General features: G+C 55.8%; 19 protein-coding genes. 11 read left to right on the plus strand and 8 right to left on the minus strand.

Translation table 11 applies throughout. The annotated features are described in order from the left end of the window. The first annotated feature begins 258 nt into the window (after nt 1-258). The 7 genes from LAP85_25555 to LAP85_25585 all read left to right on the plus strand — a co-directional run bounded on the left by LAP85_25555 (nt 259) and on the right by LAP85_25585 (nt 5314). Complete coding sequence (locus tag LAP85_25555; protein ID MBZ5499780.1) at nt 259-708, plus strand: hypothetical protein; 450 nt, start codon at nt 259-261, stop codon at nt 706-708. Between the two features lie 6 nt (nt 709-714). Further along, on the plus strand, nt 715-1320 hold the full coding sequence (locus LAP85_25560; protein ID MBZ5499781.1) for a hypothetical protein: 606 nt from the start codon (nt 715-717) through the stop codon (nt 1318-1320). 64 nt (nt 1321-1384) lie between these two features. After that, the gene (locus tag LAP85_25565; protein ID MBZ5499782.1) at nt 1385-3346 is read left to right on the plus strand and encodes a UvrD-helicase domain-containing protein; all 1962 of its coding nucleotides are present in this window, start codon (nt 1385-1387) and stop codon (nt 3344-3346) included. 51 nt (nt 3347-3397) lie between these two features. Then, complete coding sequence (locus LAP85_25570; GenBank protein ID MBZ5499783.1) at nt 3398-3994, plus strand: hypothetical protein; 597 nt, start codon at nt 3398-3400, stop codon at nt 3992-3994. 175 nt (nt 3995-4169) lie between these two features. Continuing rightward, nucleotides 4170-4463 carry a type II toxin-antitoxin system RelE/ParE family toxin gene (locus LAP85_25575; GenBank protein ID MBZ5499784.1) on the plus strand — a complete coding sequence of 98 codons (294 nt, stop codon included), beginning with the start codon at nt 4170-4172 and terminating at the stop codon, nt 4461-4463. 19 nt (nt 4464-4482) lie between these two features. Continuing rightward, entirely contained in the window at nt 4483-4797 is a 315-nt protein-coding gene (locus LAP85_25580) for a HigA family addiction module antidote protein (protein ID MBZ5499785.1), read from the plus strand. Between the two features lie 139 nt (nt 4798-4936). Next, entirely contained in the window at nt 4937-5314 is a 378-nt protein-coding gene (locus LAP85_25585; protein ID MBZ5499786.1) for a DUF3795 domain-containing protein, read from the plus strand. A 105-nt stretch (nt 5315-5419) separates the two neighbouring features. Here the strand turns inward: LAP85_25585 and LAP85_25590 are convergent, their stop codons facing one another. Both LAP85_25590 and LAP85_25595 read right to left on the minus strand, forming a co-directional pair. Continuing rightward, the gene (locus tag LAP85_25590) at nt 5420-6307 is read right to left on the minus strand and encodes an NmrA family NAD(P)-binding protein (GenBank protein MBZ5499787.1); all 888 of its coding nucleotides are present in this window, start codon (nt 6305-6307) and stop codon (nt 5420-5422) included. A 489-nt stretch (nt 6308-6796) separates the two neighbouring features. Beyond that, nucleotides 6797-7345 (minus strand): hypothetical protein, encoded by a 549-nt coding sequence (locus tag LAP85_25595; protein MBZ5499788.1) that lies wholly within the window; start codon nt 7343-7345, stop codon nt 6797-6799. Between the two features lie 575 nt (nt 7346-7920). Here LAP85_25595 and LAP85_25600 point away from each other — a divergent pair. Together LAP85_25600 and LAP85_25605 are read left to right on the plus strand one after the other, a co-directional pair. Then, on the plus strand, nt 7921-8199 hold the full coding sequence (locus LAP85_25600) for a BrnA antitoxin family protein (protein MBZ5499789.1): 279 nt from the start codon (nt 7921-7923) through the stop codon (nt 8197-8199). Between the two features lie 43 nt (nt 8200-8242). Further along, complete coding sequence (locus LAP85_25605) at nt 8243-8557, plus strand: BrnA antitoxin family protein (GenBank protein ID MBZ5499790.1); 315 nt, start codon at nt 8243-8245, stop codon at nt 8555-8557. Nucleotides 8558-8755: 198 nt separating this feature from the next. On the opposite strand, the gene LAP85_25610 is transcribed toward LAP85_25605, so the two are convergent. The 3 genes from LAP85_25610 to LAP85_25620 all read right to left on the minus strand — a co-directional run bounded on the left by LAP85_25610 (nt 8756) and on the right by LAP85_25620 (nt 10916). Further along, nucleotides 8756-9058 carry a HigA family addiction module antidote protein gene (locus LAP85_25610; protein MBZ5499791.1) on the minus strand — a complete coding sequence of 101 codons (303 nt, stop codon included), beginning with the start codon at nt 9056-9058 and terminating at the stop codon, nt 8756-8758. 9 nt (nt 9059-9067) lie between these two features. Then, nucleotides 9068-9352, minus strand: a complete 285-nt coding sequence (locus LAP85_25615; protein ID MBZ5499792.1) for a type II toxin-antitoxin system RelE/ParE family toxin — start codon at nt 9350-9352, stop codon at nt 9068-9070. A gap of 592 nt (nt 9353-9944) precedes the next feature. Beyond that, on the minus strand, nt 9945-10916 hold the full coding sequence (locus tag LAP85_25620; GenBank protein MBZ5499793.1) for a VWA domain-containing protein: 972 nt from the start codon (nt 10914-10916) through the stop codon (nt 9945-9947). Between the two features lie 457 nt (nt 10917-11373). Here LAP85_25620 and LAP85_25625 point away from each other — a divergent pair, with 457 nt between their 5' ends. Next, a complete protein-coding gene (locus LAP85_25625; GenBank protein ID MBZ5499794.1) occupies nt 11374-12006 on the plus strand; it encodes a hypothetical protein in 633 nt (210 codons plus the stop codon). Nucleotides 12007-12479: 473 nt separating this feature from the next. Here LAP85_25625 and LAP85_25630 read toward each other — a convergent pair whose 3' ends face one another. After that, on the minus strand, nt 12480-13706 hold the full coding sequence (locus LAP85_25630; GenBank protein MBZ5499795.1) for a hypothetical protein: 1227 nt from the start codon (nt 13704-13706) through the stop codon (nt 12480-12482). 296 nt (nt 13707-14002) lie between these two features. Here LAP85_25630 and LAP85_25635 point away from each other — a divergent pair, with 296 nt between their 5' ends. Then, entirely contained in the window at nt 14003-14122 is a 120-nt protein-coding gene (locus LAP85_25635; GenBank protein MBZ5499796.1) for a tetratricopeptide repeat protein, read from the plus strand. On the opposite strand, the gene LAP85_25640 is transcribed toward LAP85_25635, so the two are convergent. Beyond that, entirely contained in the window at nt 14100-14510 is a 411-nt protein-coding gene (locus LAP85_25640) for a hypothetical protein (protein MBZ5499797.1), read from the minus strand. The two genes, LAP85_25635 and LAP85_25640, sit on opposite strands and share 23 nt — an antisense overlap. Before the next feature lie 191 nt (nt 14511-14701). After that, nucleotides 14702-17077: a TonB-dependent receptor gene (locus tag LAP85_25645; GenBank protein MBZ5499798.1), complete on the minus strand. Its 2376-nt coding sequence runs from the start codon at nt 17075-17077 to the stop codon at nt 14702-14704. Between the last annotated feature and the right edge of the window lie 136 nt (nt 17078-17213).

A 17213-nucleotide genomic window follows, 5' to 3' on the forward strand; every position in this document is an offset into this window, starting at 1 on the left:
GTCCCGACGATATGAAGCAAAAGGTCGTTGACTATATGCGAGGCATGCAGCGAACTCCTGAATTGATCTGTTCTTTCTTTCGGGCACCTGATACAAGATATGCTGCATAACGTCCGCTTACTTATGCACTGATTAGTAAAAGCGTTACAGGATTATTACCGATTCCAAGTCGTAGACCCGACTGGGAACAAGTCAATCAAAATCCGTTCGGGAAGTGGGCGGCTTGGGGCGGATGTTGTCCCATGCGCTACTTATAAAGTGTACCGAAACCATACTGTTGTCGCGCAAGGTATCACGTTTTTCACTCAGCGCGAAGGCCGACAGGTAATAAACTTTCCGAAACTGCACTATGACAACGGCGTCGCCAAGAATTCTCCCCTGCGGACGAATGGTCGGTACAAACCGACCATCCGCATATTCAAGAATGCGCGAACCTATCTTGCGGACCATGGAAAGGTGGCGAAAACCGTTGCGCCCTCCTATTTTCTTGAGGGCTTTATGTATAACGCGCCCGATAACCTATTCGCTCAGAGTTACGGATATACATTTTGTAGTGTTTTTAATTGGCTGAACAATGCAAACCTGGCAACGCTTATTTGTCAGAACGGACAACTGCCGCTGTTCGGAACCACGCCCGAACAGTGGACGGAACAACAGGCGCGCGCGCTACTTCAAGAACTAAAGAATTTGTGGAATAACTGGTACTAAGAAACTATGCATCCCTACGGAACCGATTCACCTGAACGACGATATGTTCCCCTCCTCTTGGCAGGTCTTGCCATAGCCGCTGCTTTGGCGCTCTTTTCCCTACTGGATGCCCTTTCAATTCGACTTCCTTGGTGGATCGGTCCCCCGTCCACAATGGCGTTCTATGGAATGTTTTATGGTCTCTTTGAGAAGAAATTATGGCGAGTAGACGTGCTTCACACACTCGGTCTGGTCAAGATCCCGATCCTGGATGGAGCATGGAAGGGGACGATAACGACCTCATTCGACGAGCACGCAGCTACACATGATGTGGAGGTTGAAATTTCGCAGACCTGGACGCGGATCGGAGTGAAATTGCGCGGCAGAGATTCCAAATCACACACGCTGGCAGCGACACTGCTCGTGGACAGTCCGGAGGGGGTTAGATTTAGCTATGAGTACCGGAATGAGCCGCTTTCGCATGCCGTGGGAAGCATGCAAATTCACAACGGCACCGCGCGGCTAACGCTCACAAATACAGGTCGACTCGAAGGTGAGTACTATTCCGGTCGAGGTCGTCAGAACTTCGCCTCTATTCGGCTCGAAAGAAAACGCCCCGGATTGATGGCTTAATTACTTCCGCGCCTTCGCCGGAGAAGTATGACTTGGCGATCTGCCATATGGAGCATGCATTCGTATGCCCCCACGCCATCTAATCAATGAAGACGGAACGCCGTTTGATGATGCTGAACTGCGGTCGGTCCGTCAACAACTTGACCGACTCGATGAAGATGAGCGTAAACAATATCGGAACCAAAACGCGGCCGAGGTCGCCGGCCATTCAGCACACAAAATGCTGATCGTCTCTGGGCCGGGAACAGGAAAAAGCCATCTTTTCCTCGATCGAATTGACCATTGGTTCCAACAAGAACCTGACGCCCGCATCCTTGTGTTTAGCTTTGTCAGAAAGTTAGTGGCCGATTTGCAGAGTGATATTGACAATGATGAGCAACTAACCGACGACCAGAAAAGGCAAACCACCGTATCTACGCTCCACAGGATCGCGCGTGGAATTGTCGAGAGAAATCACGGGACCTCAAAATGGTCATTTGCGCCGCATTTCAGAATCATCGGCCAATCGTGGAAGGACATTGTTTGGGCTGACGTTCTGGCTTTTCATCCTGATCTCGAAGCAACTGAATACACATGGAGGAGCTTTGAGCGGCAATTGCATGATGTCAACTTTGATCCGGCAACGGAATGGCGAAGATTAAAGCAAACATACTGGACACTTTGTCAATTTTACAACGCCGCAGGATTCGCAGATCTCATCATACGGGCACGCGTTGCATTGGAAGAAAACCCGGCGCTCAATGAGAACGACTTTTTTATCATTGATGAGTACCAGGACTTCAACAGAGCCGAAGCGGCGTTTATCGAAACGCTAGCTGGCGGAGCTGAAGGGGTGCTTGTCGCAGGGGATGATGATCAGGTGCTTTATGAAAACTTAAAGAGCGGAGATGCAGGGCTTATACGGAGTCACTACAACGATCAAGATTTTGTCAACGCGATGCTACCTTTTTGCGGACGCTGCAGCTACCATATCACGAAATCCGCAGCGCACTTTATTCAGCAGCACGAGGATGCCGATTCCATCAAAAAGATCTTCTTGCCGATAGAAACGGGCCAGGGCAACCCCAACATCCAGGTTATCGCCTGTGCCACTCCTGCGACAGCAGTCGATTACGTGGAGCAGTTTGTCGAAGAGCACCAAGACAAACTGAACGAGCGCAGAGACAAGCTTGTCTCCGGCGATGAGAAAGATGCTTTCCTGCTTATTTTGACCCCGGCCAAAGAGCTAAGGTTCTTCCGAGATTCCGGGAGGAAGTTGTTCGAACTCGTGGCGCAATATCGGACTGAGCCGCGCTCATTTTCTGAAGATTACTACAAGTTGCTGAATTACTATTCGTTGGCGCGTTACCGTCGAAACAATTTCACTTTCCGCAAGGTGCTATTCTACGAGGGGATCTCCGTTCTACAGGTTCACGAGCACATAGATGAAGCTATTCAGAATGGCCAAAACCTCTGTGAGCTTGCTCATGAGGAAATCAACGAACTTTTAGAAAAGTGCGATATGATCAGGGCCATCGTCGAGGATAATATCCCCCTGGATTCCAAGATCGAAAAGCTCTCGCGATACTTACAGTTCGGTGATACGGCCCAGCTCAAACTGGATTTGGAAACACAAAAAAGTAATGACGAGATGGGCGAGGCACTGGATCATCAAGAGGAGGAAGAAGCCGAGCTTGAAGAAATCGAGGTCAAGAAGATGTCTGCGGTCGAATTGATTAGCATCGTTGGTGCCAAAGGATTATCCGCCGACCACGTCATCCTCGTTGGTTTTGACGATGTGAACATGAGGCGGACGACGAAGAACGCATTCTATGTAGCGCTAACAAGAGCAAGGAAGAGTCTGCATCTTCTAACCTCGCTGCAATCCGGGGGATCAAGTAGTGCGCATGCCTTCTTAGGGCACCTACCGGATGCTCACCTGCAATTCTTCAGCTATAAGAAAGGTGACCACTTAAAAACCGCACGTTCAAGAGGGGGGTTCACGGCTTACCTGGCTCGGTGTGCCAATAAAGTCCGAGGACGATAAGGTAAATGCGCCCTCTGGCAATACTCGAATGAGGGTCCATAAGCGACTGAAATGAATGAACATCTGAAACCAGCGTTTAGCATTTTGTCAGAATTTGAAAAGACCGGTATCGAGTACTGGGTGTATGGAGGCGTCAGCATCGCAGCCTGTGTCGGACACTTCATTCGTCGGAATAAGGATGTGGATGTATTTGTCAAAGAAGTTGATTTTGACAGGACAAGATCGTTTCTGGATCAAGAGCGCCGAAAGCACGACTTGGGACGGAAATATTTGCCCGCTAAAAGTAGCGCTGACAAGCCGAAATTCGAATTAAGGCCCAAGGGCCAGCGCAAAGACCTTTTGTCAGTTATCCCTATCTACATGGACGGCGGCAATATCGTATTTAAATATCCAAAACCAGAAATATATGCGATTCACATACTTAATAGGATTGGGAGACGAATCGACGATTTTCGATTCTTTACACCGCCGGATGAATACATCAAAGAGATCTTCATCAATCACATTAAAGCAAGACCGGATAAAAAGGACCGACCGGAATTCATTACCGACGCGAGAGCCATTCTCTCGGCCGAAGAGTTAGCGGGAATGAACTGGAGCAGCAAGAGTGACCGTCACCCGACAATGCACCGGCGAATCGGGGACTGACGACGCTACATCTTAGACCTATAAAGGGATGACCATCGGGGAAGGTCAAAAATTTGGGCTTGCGCTCAATTTTCGGCCGTCTTTTTTCGTTATAAGGTGCAAGCCCGTTCAATATTGGAAGCTGCTGCTCTAAATCTGATGCACGATAGCATGGAAGCCGTGCTATCATGCATAAGTGATCCGCAAATTCGCCGATCGAGGAATTGAGGATATTTTCAACGGGCGGGACACCAAGGCCGCACGGCGATGTTGCCCAAGAGATCTTTGGCAAATAGCTGCCAGAAAGCTTGAGCAACTGGATTCGGCAGTCAGCCTCGTCGACTTGCGCGTGCCGCCCGGGAATCGTTTAGAACCGCTCGCCGGAAAGCGGATCGGGCAACATAGCATCCGGATCAACGACCGGTACCGTATCTGCTTTCTCTGGACGGATGACGGGCCGGATCGAATCGAGATTGCGGATTACCATTAGAGCAAAAAGAGGTTTCAGTATGGTCCGTATACCGACGCATCGAGAACCCACTCACCCAGGCGAAATGCTGGTGGAGGAGTTCCTCAAGCCGATGGGACTGACACAGCGGGATCTTGCCGACGCGATCCTCGTACCCTATCAGCGGGTCAATGAACTGGCGAGAAAACGGCGGGGAATCACCCCGAGCACAGCCTTGCGACTTGCCAGATATTTCGGCATGTCGCCTGACTTCTGGCTGAACTTGCAGCTTCGGTGGGATCTCTATCACGCCCGTGAGAAAGAGGCCGATGCATTACGAAAGATCAAGCAGGTCAGATCGGGGCGCGCAGCCTGACACGGAAGTCCACGAGGATTCGAGATTCGGGTGACTGGCTAGGCAACTCCCGAATTCCGAGGCTGCCTATTTGCCCAGGCACGATCTGGCGTTCCGGAGTTGCATAACCAGTCATCCGCATTCAAGGAACCAGAGTCAAATGCCAAACCGGATCACCAGGAATCTTATCGCCCCTTGCGGGATGAATTGCGGGATTTGCAGAGCGTTCTTGCGCGAACACAATCGTTGCCACGGCTGCAATGATGCCGAACTGAACAAACCCAAAACCCGCGTCAACTGCCGCCTGCGCATTTGCGACAAAAGAGGCGGCAAGTTCTGTTGCCATTGCCCGGAGTTCCCCTGCGACCGCCTCCGGCACCTCGACCATCGCTACCGTACGAAATACGGCATGAGTCAGATTGAAAACTTGGAGCGCATCTGGGACAAGGGAATCAGGAAATTCCTGGAGGCGGAGCGCAAGAGATGGATTAGTGACAAGGGCGTCTTCTGCGTCCACGATAAGCAATACTACAAATAGCTTCCCCGCCCGCGACCGGCCGGTCTCCTCGCATTGCAGCGTGGCGAATAGCATCAGCATTTGGTGCTAACCGAGTTTAGTATCCGGAGTGGCAGGCTCGCAGGATCATATCGCCTTATACGCGGCCGCCAGCACATCTGCGAAAGATTCGAATGTTGTGGCTGTGCTGTTGCGAGGATTGCGCCCCTCCGCCGTGCGCACACGTCCTTCATTAATGGCACGGCACATTTCCGCGAATAGTCCAGTCAGGCTGGCCGAGAATCCGAGCTGCATCAATACACCCGCAAAGGTGTCATACGGAAGCTGGACGTATTGGAGATCGGGCTTGCCGATCTTCGCGCCGAGGATGCGGGTCGCCTCGCGGAGGGTGAGGTCGCGCTGCCCCAGGAGCTCCCGCACAACGATGCCGGAGAAATCGCGCTTGAGGAGCGCCGCCGCAGCGGCAGAGGCGATGTCCTTCGTCGCGATCTGCGCGATCGGCACGTCCGGAGAGATGGCGCCGCCATTGGATCCCTGGTGCTTGATCATGGCGAGTGATCCGAAATGGTTTTCGAAGAAATATCCTGCGCGCAGCAGGAGGACATTGACTCCCGGAATCTTGCGGAGGCGTTCTTCCAGGCGATGCAAACCCGTAATCGGGCCGGTGCCGGCCGAATGCTCCGCGCCGAGGCTGCTCAGCGCCACGACATGCTTCACTCCGCTTTTCTGCAAGGCTCCCGCGATGGATTCGCCGATCCGGTCCTGATATGCAGGGAAATCGGGTTCATTAAAGCTTGGCGGGATGAGCACATATGCCGCTTCTGCGCCCGCAAAGGACTGGTCAAGATATGCGGCATCCGAAGCCTGGCCCGCCAATGCCTCCGCTCCCTGGCTTGCGAGGGACTTCAACTTGTCGGCACTTCTTCCGAGAGCCCTGACCTTGCACCCTTCCTTCAAAAGCTTCTCGACGATCGGTTTCCCGGTGTTCCCGGTTGCTCCCATAACTGCAATCATGATCTTCCTCCACGGTAAATCCAAACCAGGCTCATTAGCGATCCGCTTCCGTCCCACGCGCTCCAGATAATTGTTACCCCAAGGTCCCTTTAGAACAAGGCCACTGGTGTGACTCTCGACAGACGTAACAAAGCGTGGGCACCCACCACCCTTGACATCTTTTTATGGGTGTCCAGATTTTCCCAAACGCACCGGGAGATTCTGCTGCGACTGCCCAGAATTTCCCTGCGACCGGCTGAAGCACCTCGACCGTCGGTACCGGACGAAATACGGCAGGAGCCAGATCGAGAACCTGGAGTTCATACGAAAGAACGGGATCAGGAAGTTCATCGCCGCCGAGCGCCAGAGGTGGATATCGGAAAAAGGCGTGCACTGCATCCACGACAAGCAGTACTACAAGTAACCACCGCCTCTCCCATAGCGGCCGGCGAGGCCGGCCGCCTTGGAGTGCGGCGTCATGCCGCCGCTTTGTGCCCTCGCCCCTCAACCTCAAAAATCATCATCCACCTTGACCCGATCAGTCCTGAACCTATACACGGATTTAACGAATGCGGGCCGCGCGCTGCGCTCAAACCAAGGGGCCGAGCACCAGCGATACTCTGAAGCTTTGCGCACAATCCCGTGGTGGACGGCATTCTGATGAACATAGTTCAGCCGCGCCAGGTACGACCGCTGGAAGGTGATGTGTGTATCCCAATACTGGTAAAACACTTTTCTCCCCGGGGTTCCATCCCGGGCATTCAGTTCGCAGGCTATCGCTCCGTGCAGCTTGCCCAGCATGAACTTGAGATTTTGCGGATCGTCCGGCGAAAGTGCCACAAAATGGTAATGGTTGATCAGTACGGCCCACGCCTGCAATTGCGAGCCGAACTCCAGCGCGCAATTTAATAAAAGATCGAGAACCAAATCGAGCCGGGCAGCGGAGTTAAGGAAAGGGTATTTATGGTAGGTGCCGGCGGTCACCATATAGGCGCCCTTTTCTCCGAGACGGTGAGCCGGGGCGTGCGGCCAATCGGAGAGAGAACGACCTTCCTTGATGCCGGTGTCGAGATGTGAATTGTCGAGGGTAGTCGTGGAGTGCCTCCACGGGTGTAGTTTCCTGAGGGGCAGTTTTATTTAATGAAATGTGGAGAAAGTGGCTGGTTGATTGGAGAAAGCGGCGTCATGCCGCCGCACTCCATGGCGCCTTCGGCGCAAAAACGACTGGCATTCGGCGGCTGCTGGGGAAACTGGAAACTAGGAACGCTTTCTCGTTTTGCAGGTCAACCAGATGCCAAACCCAGACAGCGTCCACAGTTTTCCGCGGACCTGATGGCACATATGGATCTATCCATATCGATATGGTATAACAAGCGGTGACATTCGAGTGGGATTTGTCCAAGGAACTCGAGAACCTCCGAAAGCACCGAGTCTCATTTTTGGAGGCTGCGGAATCCTTTGAAGACCCGAATGTTTTCAGCTGACGGACATCAAACACTCTCATGCTGAGGCGCGGTTCTTCTGGATTGGAAGATCCGGAAGCAGACGACTTCTCACTACCAGATTCACAAGACGAGGGAATGCCATTCGGATTATCGGATCTGCTTTATGGCGCAAGTTCAGGAGGCTTTACGATGAAAGAACCCAAAACCGGTGACCTTGAATTCGATGTGAAAGGCACCCGGCAGGTCCGCCGGATAGCCGCGCGAAAACAGTCGGTCAAGATCACCATCAACATCGATTCCGAGGCTCTGGCGATTCTGCGCGCACAGTCGGCCAAGACGGGGATTCCCTACCAGAGACTCCTGAACCAGGTGTTAATGCGCGCACTTCAGAAAGATGCCCAAACCGAAGGCCGCCTCGATCGACTGGAGAAAGAGCTGAATCGGCTGAAGCGCACGCTTGTGGCGTAAGTCGCAATCCAAGGCAGCCGGCCGGGCGATGGGGGCGCCACCTATGAGGAAAGAATATGACTTCACTCGCGGGAAGCGAGGGGCGGTTATCCGCACCCCTCCCGGAAAGACGAGAATCACCATTCGCATTGACGACGATATCCTCGAGACCTTCCGAGCCCAGGTCCAGGCTGCCGGCAGCGGCAGCTACCAATCATTGATTAACCGGGCTTTGCGCGAGCACCTTGAATACGGAGAGGAAACGTTGAAGGAGACGCTTCGGTCGGTTGTCCGGGAAGAACTGGTGAAATATGGCAAGAAACAGGAGTCCAATCCGTCGAGGCGCCGCAGCAAACTACCCAAAAGCGGGGGGCGTTAAGCACGATTGGACATCTGTTGAAGGATCTGCACTGCAAAACTAGATCGCGAACTGCTTCGATCGGATGATCATTCGGAAACCTAGGAGGTTGCCCTGATTCGGCTAGATAAGGCGGGGAGAGAGTCTACTAGGCAAGTCCATAACCAGGCGTCCCCTGTTTTCCCCTGTTTTCTCAACCAGCGCAAGCGGGCATCATGGTCAGGCATGGAAGCGCTCGGATTGTTTTAACGTAGGAAGTGACTTGATCGACCTCCCCGCCTTCCGCTGGGCCAAACGCAGTTCGTAGAGACTCTGCAAATTAAGCCAGAACTCCGGGCTTGTGCCGAAGAAATGGGCCAGACGCAAGGCGGTATCGCCGGTGACGGCCCGCTGTCCGTTCAGGATCCCGGTGATGCGGTTGGTCGGCACGTGGAGCCGGCGCGCCAGCTCCGCGGCGCTCATGTCGAGTTCTTTCAGTTCCTCAGCCAGGTGTTCCCCGGGATGGATAGCGATAAGTGCCATAACGTCCTCCTAGTGGTAATCGACAATTTCCACGTTCGTTGGCCCAGGTGACCACTGCGGCCATTCAAAGCAAATCCGCCACTGATCGTTGATGCGGATGCTGTACTGGCCCTTGCGGTCGCCCATGAGCGCTTCAAAACGGTTACCGGGCAATGCGGCAAGGTCTCTCAGCGTCGTAGCCGATTCGAGACGGTCAAGCTTCAGGCGCGCGCATCGTTCGATACCGGAGAGTGCCTTCACATGTTTCCCGACAGCAAAGTCTCGAGTGCGCCTGTCCCGATAGCTGACGATCATCACTTTATCCTGGTCGAGATTATGCGTTACGTCAAGCATAAAGCAGCGCAGCTGCCGGATCGGACTCGGCCGGGGTCAGGCCTGGAAAATTCAGTTTTCGTGCACCCGCTCCGTGGAAGGCCGGGAAGCCTCCAAGACAATCTTAAATTTTCCAGGCCTGACACCAGGCGCGTCGCCGACAACAATGGCGAGCCGAAGGCGTATATGGACCTATCCATATCGATATGGTTTACTAATCAGTTCATCGGAAGATCTGGACACTCACTATTCATCTGATTTTGGACGCGTGTCCACACTCCTGCTGAAAGTATGGTGTCAGCTACTGACACTGTTTTTGCAGCTCTACATGCCGCTTGGCGGCGGCTGGCAGTAGCCGCTGCGGCGACAGCGCAGAAGGGCAGTAGAAATCGTTGCCCCTCCAGGGTCAGCGCGCAACGGTCACATGAGGCATGGCGATCACGACGGCTGCCGAACAGATCCGCTGAAGCTCGTCGGATGCGTTATCAGGCTGCCGACCATCGGGCTTGCCGACGGCACAGGCAGTCAGCGTGACACCTTGTTTGCGCCCTCGTGCGGGGGAGGACCGCAGGGATTATTGCCACTCCGGAAGTTGACGGCAGCGCGGATAAATAGGGGTGAGGCGTGGCGACTTTTTCCCGTTGCGGTCCAGTATCTGTACGGTCAGATGCCTGGAATCGGCGCCCGGAGCCGTGAACCTGAGTTCTACTCGGTATACCTCTCTGATGAGGCTGTACATGCTCTGGACATTTTCGCGCATCAATCCCCGGTCGATCGACAGCCGGGTCTGTCCGGCCCAGGGCGCAAAAATGGTTCCGCCCGTCGCGAGTGCGATGTCCCCGGATTCCGGGTGTGTCGAAAGCGACTGTCCGGGAACCGTGCTCGAGGGCGGAAAGACGGACAAATTGGCCTGCAGCAGAAAAAGACGCACCCCGGCCGAACCCATGACCCGAACCGGGTCTTCCCTCGACAGCCCTCCGATGGTGTCCTGGTCTGTAATCAGGACTACGGCGTCCCCCAGGCCGAGTTCGCCTCCTCCGTCGCGCATGATTTCAGCGAGAGTTTCTTTGAGGTGAGTCTCGAATCCGACCTTGCGTTTCGACGGGTTCGTTCCGGGCGGAGAAATCGAATCAATCAGACTCGAGGCGCGCGAAAAATCATGCGTGGGAGGCAACAGAACTATGTGCCTGGTGGCAAAAATGTGCAGGGCAATCCAGTCGTCGTTTTGCAGGGTTCCTAAGAACTCCTTGGCCACGGCAACTATGTTGGGCCAGGCCAACCGGTTCACCCCCATGCTCGAACTGACATCCAGGAGCAGCACCACATGCCTGGGGCTGTCATCGAATTCGAGGCTCTGAACGGAGGCGCGCACACCTTTTACGACAACCTGCCCGGCATCGATCCCACGCACAAACCTGCAGCTCGGTGCGTAGACTCCGAGGAGAAGCACCCGCTCGTGCTCGACGTTCCGGCTGGAAATAACCGAAGGAGCCGCCGGCAACAGAACGATCAGGAACAGCGACGCGATTCCACCTGATATCCGCATATCTCTCCCTTCGCGAATTCAGGGTTATGCGGTGCGGGAAGATGCACAGGGGATTGCTCTGCAACCCGACCGGTCACGCCTATTCCCGCCGCAACTGCTATCTGCCGATCAGTACAAGGCGACGTAAGTGTTTTTGCCCATTCGTGCGCGACCATTCATCACGCCGCGTACATATTAGCTCAATCCTCACTTCCGGTGACAGAGATCTTCCTCTCCAGAGAAACCAGGGACGCTGCCCGGATTCGTGGGCATTGGGCTGAACGAGGGTCAACCAGGATGTCCAAAACCAGCCAGCGTCCCCAGTTTTCCCGGGAAAGTATAGCCTGCCACCGGTTCAGAGGAGGCACAAACCACGTGCAAACGAGCATCGTATCGGACGGGTGTTGGATTTGGGCTTGCTTCGCCGCCGCGGAACGATTAGATATTGCGGCGACATCCGCGCGAGGAGGATACCGTCTTGCAGACCGATTTGATGACCCACTGGAGTCCCGGCGAGTTGCGCCGCCTGCGGAGTTTTGCCACTCCGAACGACATTCAAATCTATCTCAATCGACTGCCCTACAACGACCAGCCCCATACAAAGTCTCCGCGGCGGGTCATGAAGGAGGGGACGGCACATTGCTTCGAGGGGGCGCTGTTTGCGGCCACGGGGCTGCGCTTCCTGGGGCATGCACCGCTGATCGTCGACCTGGCGGCCTGCAACGATGACGACCATGTGATCGCGGTCTTCAGGATGAACGGCCTCTGGGGCGCCGTTGCCAAATCAAACACCACCCTGCTGCGCTTCCGCGAGCCCGTCTATCGCAGCCTGCGCGAGCTGGTGATGTCCTACTTCGAAGGGTATTTCAACACGCGCGGGGATAAATCTCTGATTTCCTATTCGCGCCCCGTGAACCTGGCGCGTTACGACGGTCGCGGCTGGATGACCGCCGAAGAAGATCTCGACTATATCGGCGCTCACCTTGTTGCGATCCGGCACATCGCGATCATGCCTGCGGCGCAAAGGAAATTGCTTAGTCCGGCCGATAAGGAGGTATTGAGAGCCTGTTTCCTGGGTGCGCTCCCTTCAGGCCTCTACCGACCCAAATAGCAGCCACGGCGCGCGCTGGCCCTGCGAGCCTTAACAAAGATGTTTGCACCGCCACGGACACCGGGAATGAAATCGTCAATTTCGAGGCGCACCCAATCCCCTTCTACTACCCGATCACAGTCCCATCCGCCCGACGCAGTACGGAAAATCCTCGACCGCCTCGGCCTCCCTTCCCGGCCACCTCCGATTGCCCCGCTGATGCCGGCTTCCAATGAGCCCTCCGATCAGCAGCCATACTTTCAGTCAGAAGATCACATGCAGGAGGTCGTGCCGGGGAAGACGACCGCAATCACGCAGCTTATTCCGCCTATCCATTTCCCTGATCGAGAAATCCCTTCTCAAAACACAGTCCAGCGGTAGATGATCGGCGAAGACTCGATGGCGCCGAAGCCCGGCAGTGAGAACGAGGTGACAATCTTCAGGTCGCCTGAAATCAGTGAGGGTACTCTCCATGAGTACGAGCAGGTGCTCCCTCAGCCAAAGGTGAAGCTGCCGCTGGCGACGGCCTGGTCGCCCCGGTAGATCACGAATTTGGGCGGGTTGCCGCGGTCCGGGTTCTCGATGAGATACTCCTCTCCGGATGCTCCCTTGAGAACATAGCGCAGGCGGAGCACATTGTTTCCGCTGCGTTCCGGCACCACGCTGCTGACGAAGGGTGCGCCGATCCGCAGGAGGTGGGGAGCGCCCGGGGTGAGTTCCAGGCGGCCCGTTTCCGTAGTGCACACCAGGGACGGCTTTCCGGGTGCGGTCTGAAGGTAGGCACCCTGGATCCTGTATTTGTCCGCGGGCAGGGAAACCGTGGGTCCAGGGGAATACAGATAGGCAAGCCGTTCATCCGACCTGAGCGCCAGGTGTCGTATCGCCTGTCCCTCCAGCGTCAATTCGACCAGGGGAGTGGCGGTTTCCGTGAAAGTGACCGTCAGCGGCACGCCCTCGGGCGACGTTCCGAACGAGAAGCCGAGCCGATATTGACGTCCGTCCAGGAAGAGGCTCCTCGGAATGGGAAGAGGGCGCAGCGCCACCGCCTTCGGCTCGATCTTGCTCCCTGGAGGCGCGATCCGGTAGAGCAGGAGCTTGTCGGCGGCATCGAATTGGCCGTCGAGGTTGTCCTGCACCTGAAACAGCCATCTCTGGCCGTGCAGATCGATCTGGCCCGTATACAGCGATCGAATTCCTACGTAGCTTGTATTCTCGGACAAATAGTAGAAAGGCTCCAGCAGGTAGGTGCGATCGACTCCGCCCCGGGTGAGATGGATCCGAACGCCCCGGAAAAAGGCAAAGAGATTGGACGCGCGGATGTTCTCCGACGTGTATACACCCCGAGGATCGTCCGTCAGATCGAGGTTCTGGTTGAGGTCGAGATACAGGGTGTGGCGCGAGAGATTGATGGCATAGCCCATGAAGTCATTCTCGCCGGGGCCGACCTTGAGCGCGCGGCGCACGATTTTGTCGTTGCTCCCGAAGTCCGGCTCCTTGCGGAACTTCACCTCTTGCCTGCCCAGATCGATCCTGGTTGTAATCGCACCGGTTTCGACATATTTGAGAGGGAACGACAAGGCCGGACCGGCGGCTGCTGACTGCGCCTGGATCGATGGCGGTTGCACGCCCGGCCCCACACAGAGGACGAGACTCAGACATAGGATGGCAAAGGGCAGCGTGCGCCGAAGATCGGATCCGTTTCCTGCTCTGGCAGCATTCATAAAGGTCACCCCATCTGTAATGATTACCTGTGCAAGATCGAATTGTGCTCTATATATTATACGCTATACATGTCAAGGATAAGAAAAATAGGCTGCCAAGCCGCGGCCGAGTACCTGGCGGGAGCCGCCCTACGACTTCCGATTAGCTCATATCGGAAGCTGGTGGGATCACATGCAGGAGGTCGTGCCGGGGAAGACGACCGCAATCACGCAGCTTATTTCGCCTATCCTTCAGGGCGGTGGAATCGGATCCGCTGTCGCCCAGTGTTCATTGGCGTCTCGGCCATAGGTATCTCATGAATCGGCAGTGGGATCTCGCCATCGAGCAGCAGCGCAATGCGCTCGAGCTTGACCCGAACTACTTTTTGGCTTATCTCAATCTCGGCATAGCCCTCAGCCAAAAAAGGAAAGTTTGAGGACGCGATTGCAGCTTGTGAGAGGAGTGTGCAGCTTGTGGGACGCAGCCCATGGTCCCTGGGGCAGCTCGGTCTCATATATGGATGGGCAGGCCGGATAGGCGAGGCGCAAAAAGTATTGCAGGACATGAACATGATTCGGCATCACGCAGAATTCGTCCAGGTCGTAGCGCAAGCCGGCAGAGTGCCTGAGCGCATTTTCGACCAGTATTTTCACTTCATTACGGGCCAGGATGCACTCCCCATGGCCTGCATCCAACCATTTTTGGAAACGTTCAGGAAACAAACGAGGATACTCGCGTTTTGCTTTTTCATCATGCGGCTCGGGATGCGCTCTGTGCCATGCCTCTCGCTCCGCCATCCACAGTTCTAACTTCTCCCGCGGCATGGAGTCGGCCAGGCGGAAGGTTACGAAATACATCGTACCGTCCTGGCGCCAATGGGGCAGATTGCCCGACATGTTGGAAATGGGCTCGTCAGGATCGAAGAATTGTAACATTGGTGGCTTGCCGCTTGAGGACTCCTGCCTCTGTCTCTGAGGTATAGCTTCATTCACGCGGCGGGACGCCGCGTCTACTGTCAAAAGCGCACCCGGAGTTCGCCGGAGATCTGGCGCTTCAGGATGTCGCCGAAGACGTGGTTCTGAATCGGGGTGTTGGCCAGGTTGGAAACCTTCAGCATGGCCAGGTACTTCACACGGCTGCCCCAGTGCACGCCGGCGCCGGCGTTGACTACCGTGTAGGCCTTGGTGGGACCGCTGTAAGGCGCGCCGAGCACGTCCTGCCAATACGCACTGCCCACATAGGCAACCGATACATTGCCTAGATAGCGTTTGTAGTCAAAGTCCATGCCGGCGTTGAAGCGGTGCGTGGGCGGCAGATTGAGGAGGGAGAGGTCGAAGCCATCAGGCTCCGGGCGCGCCTGCCATGAATAATTGGCAAATCCGCTGATGAAACGGCTGAGTCGCGCATCCGCATTGAGCTCGATCCCCTTGTTCCTGACTTTGCCGAGGTTTTGGGAAGTGGAGAACGAGGGCAATCCCAAGCCGGGTCCAAAGGCATTCGCGGCAATCAGCGCATCGAGCACGAAAGGCGGCAACGGCCAGCCCGGTGGTGGGTTTTGCGAGGTATAGGAACCCGTCTGGTGCCAATTGAAATCACCCTTGCTGTCGTTAATATAGAACGCGGTGCCCAGGTTTGCGCGGCCCTTGGCCACGGTTGCCGTATAACCGAACTCGTATGCATTGAGAGATTGCTCCTTCAGGTCCCTGTTACCCTGCAGTTGCCAAGGGAAGCTATAATAGTTCCCTGCGAGCTGCGGATCCAACAGCCCCAGATCGAGCTGATACATCATGACCATCTGCAGATAGTTGTCCAGGACGCAGGGGGCAACGTACGCCCGATTGTACGACACCCGAAAGGTTTGGCCCGACACGGGCTTCACCATGAACGTCGAGCGGGGCGAGAGGACCGCGCCCCTTAGATTATCGAACTTGTCTACTCGCGCACCGACGACCCAGCGGAGGTGCTCGGAGAGGAGGATCTCGTCCTGGAAATACGCGCCGCCCTCATTGCGGCCCCTGGCCTCCAGTGCCGCGGAGGCATTGATTTCGAGGTGACGGAAGTTGCCGCCATAGCTGATCAGGTGTTTCGACTGAACCATGTGGGAATTGCCGAACTCAACATCGTACGTTTGGTTATTAGCGTGCCATTCGATGGGTTGGCCGGTAGGGCCGAAAAGCAGCAGGCTCGGCGCGGCCACGTTCAGGATGTTGACGAAGCCGGTGATCCTCAGCGCGCCACGGACGTAGTTCACCTGTGAGTAACTCGTGTCGCACGGATGGCATCTCATCGGTCCAATGGGCTCATGGGCAATTCCGTTGCTCCCCGCGTAGCCTCCCGAGAATGAGAAATGCTGCTTCCCATCCGGAAGATCATAATCGAGGCGCGCGTCCACCTTCGGCTGGGTCGTGCCCTCGTTTGTGAAGGGGGGGTAGGGTGTGTGATAGTCGTTCGGGATCGTGCCCTGCGGCCGGGCGAAAGCATCCTGCGTGTAAGCGCCGGCCGTGATCTTGAATGCCCAGCGATCGTTCAAGGTTTGGGAATGCGCTGCATTCAGGTAATACAAAGAGCCTCTGTTGCTCTCGGCACCACCACCGGATCGGTCAAAGGTCCCGAGTCCGAACGTAACGGTCGTCCCGAGCATCTCGCGCGGAGGCTTGGTGACGATGTTTACGACGCCGTTCATGGCATACGCTCCCCAAACCGCTGACGCCGGCCCGCGGATGACCTCCACTTGCCTCACCTCTTCGAGGCTTGTCGGCACATAAGCCCAGTCGACATACCCGAGATAGTCCGTGTAGATCGTGCGTCCGTCGATCACCGCGAGCTGGGAGCGCGAAGTCACTCCGTTTGCGGCTCTGCTGGTGACGGTGAAGTCGCGCGCCGATGTGTGCGCGACGTTCACTCCCGGCACGACGCGCAGCAGCTCCGCCACGCTTTGAGATGGCGAATTTCGTATCGTCTGCTCGGAGATGACGGTCGCCGTGGCGGGAGCGTTCACCACTTCCTCCTCGAACTTCGAGGCGGTAACCACGATCTCAGCTTTAAGGCCGATCTGCAGGGTCGCGTCCACCGTCGCGGTGGCTCTTGCGTCCACCTTGGTTTCTTTGGAGTTGTAAGTTCCGAAACCCTGCGCATCGACGCTGACCGTATAGCTCCCGCTTGGGACCGAGGACATCACCCAGACGCCGACTTCATTCGAGACCGCCCTGAATTCCGCTCCTGTCGGAGCATTCTTCGCCACAATCGCCGCTCCCGGAACGATCGCGCCCGATGGATCTTTCACCGTGCCGGTCAAGCGCCCGGTGGTCGGGGCTTGAGCCACCGCGGCCGCTGCAACAAAGAGAGTCAGGATTAGAGACGAGAGTAAAGGCCTTGCTACCATTCGATCCATGTGACCCTCCTGGTACCTGCCCGCGGGCATTCAGGCGTCCATTTGAATCCGTAACGGTTGCAGCAAGTCGAGATGCGATGGCGGCAGTCTATCACACTGGGGTGGAAGCGCGCGCGTCGCAAACCAAGACGCAAAG

The organism is Terriglobia bacterium (assembly GCA_020072565.1).
In the GTDB taxonomy this organism is placed as follows: domain Bacteria; phylum Acidobacteriota; class UBA6911; order UBA6911; family UBA6911; genus JAFNAG01.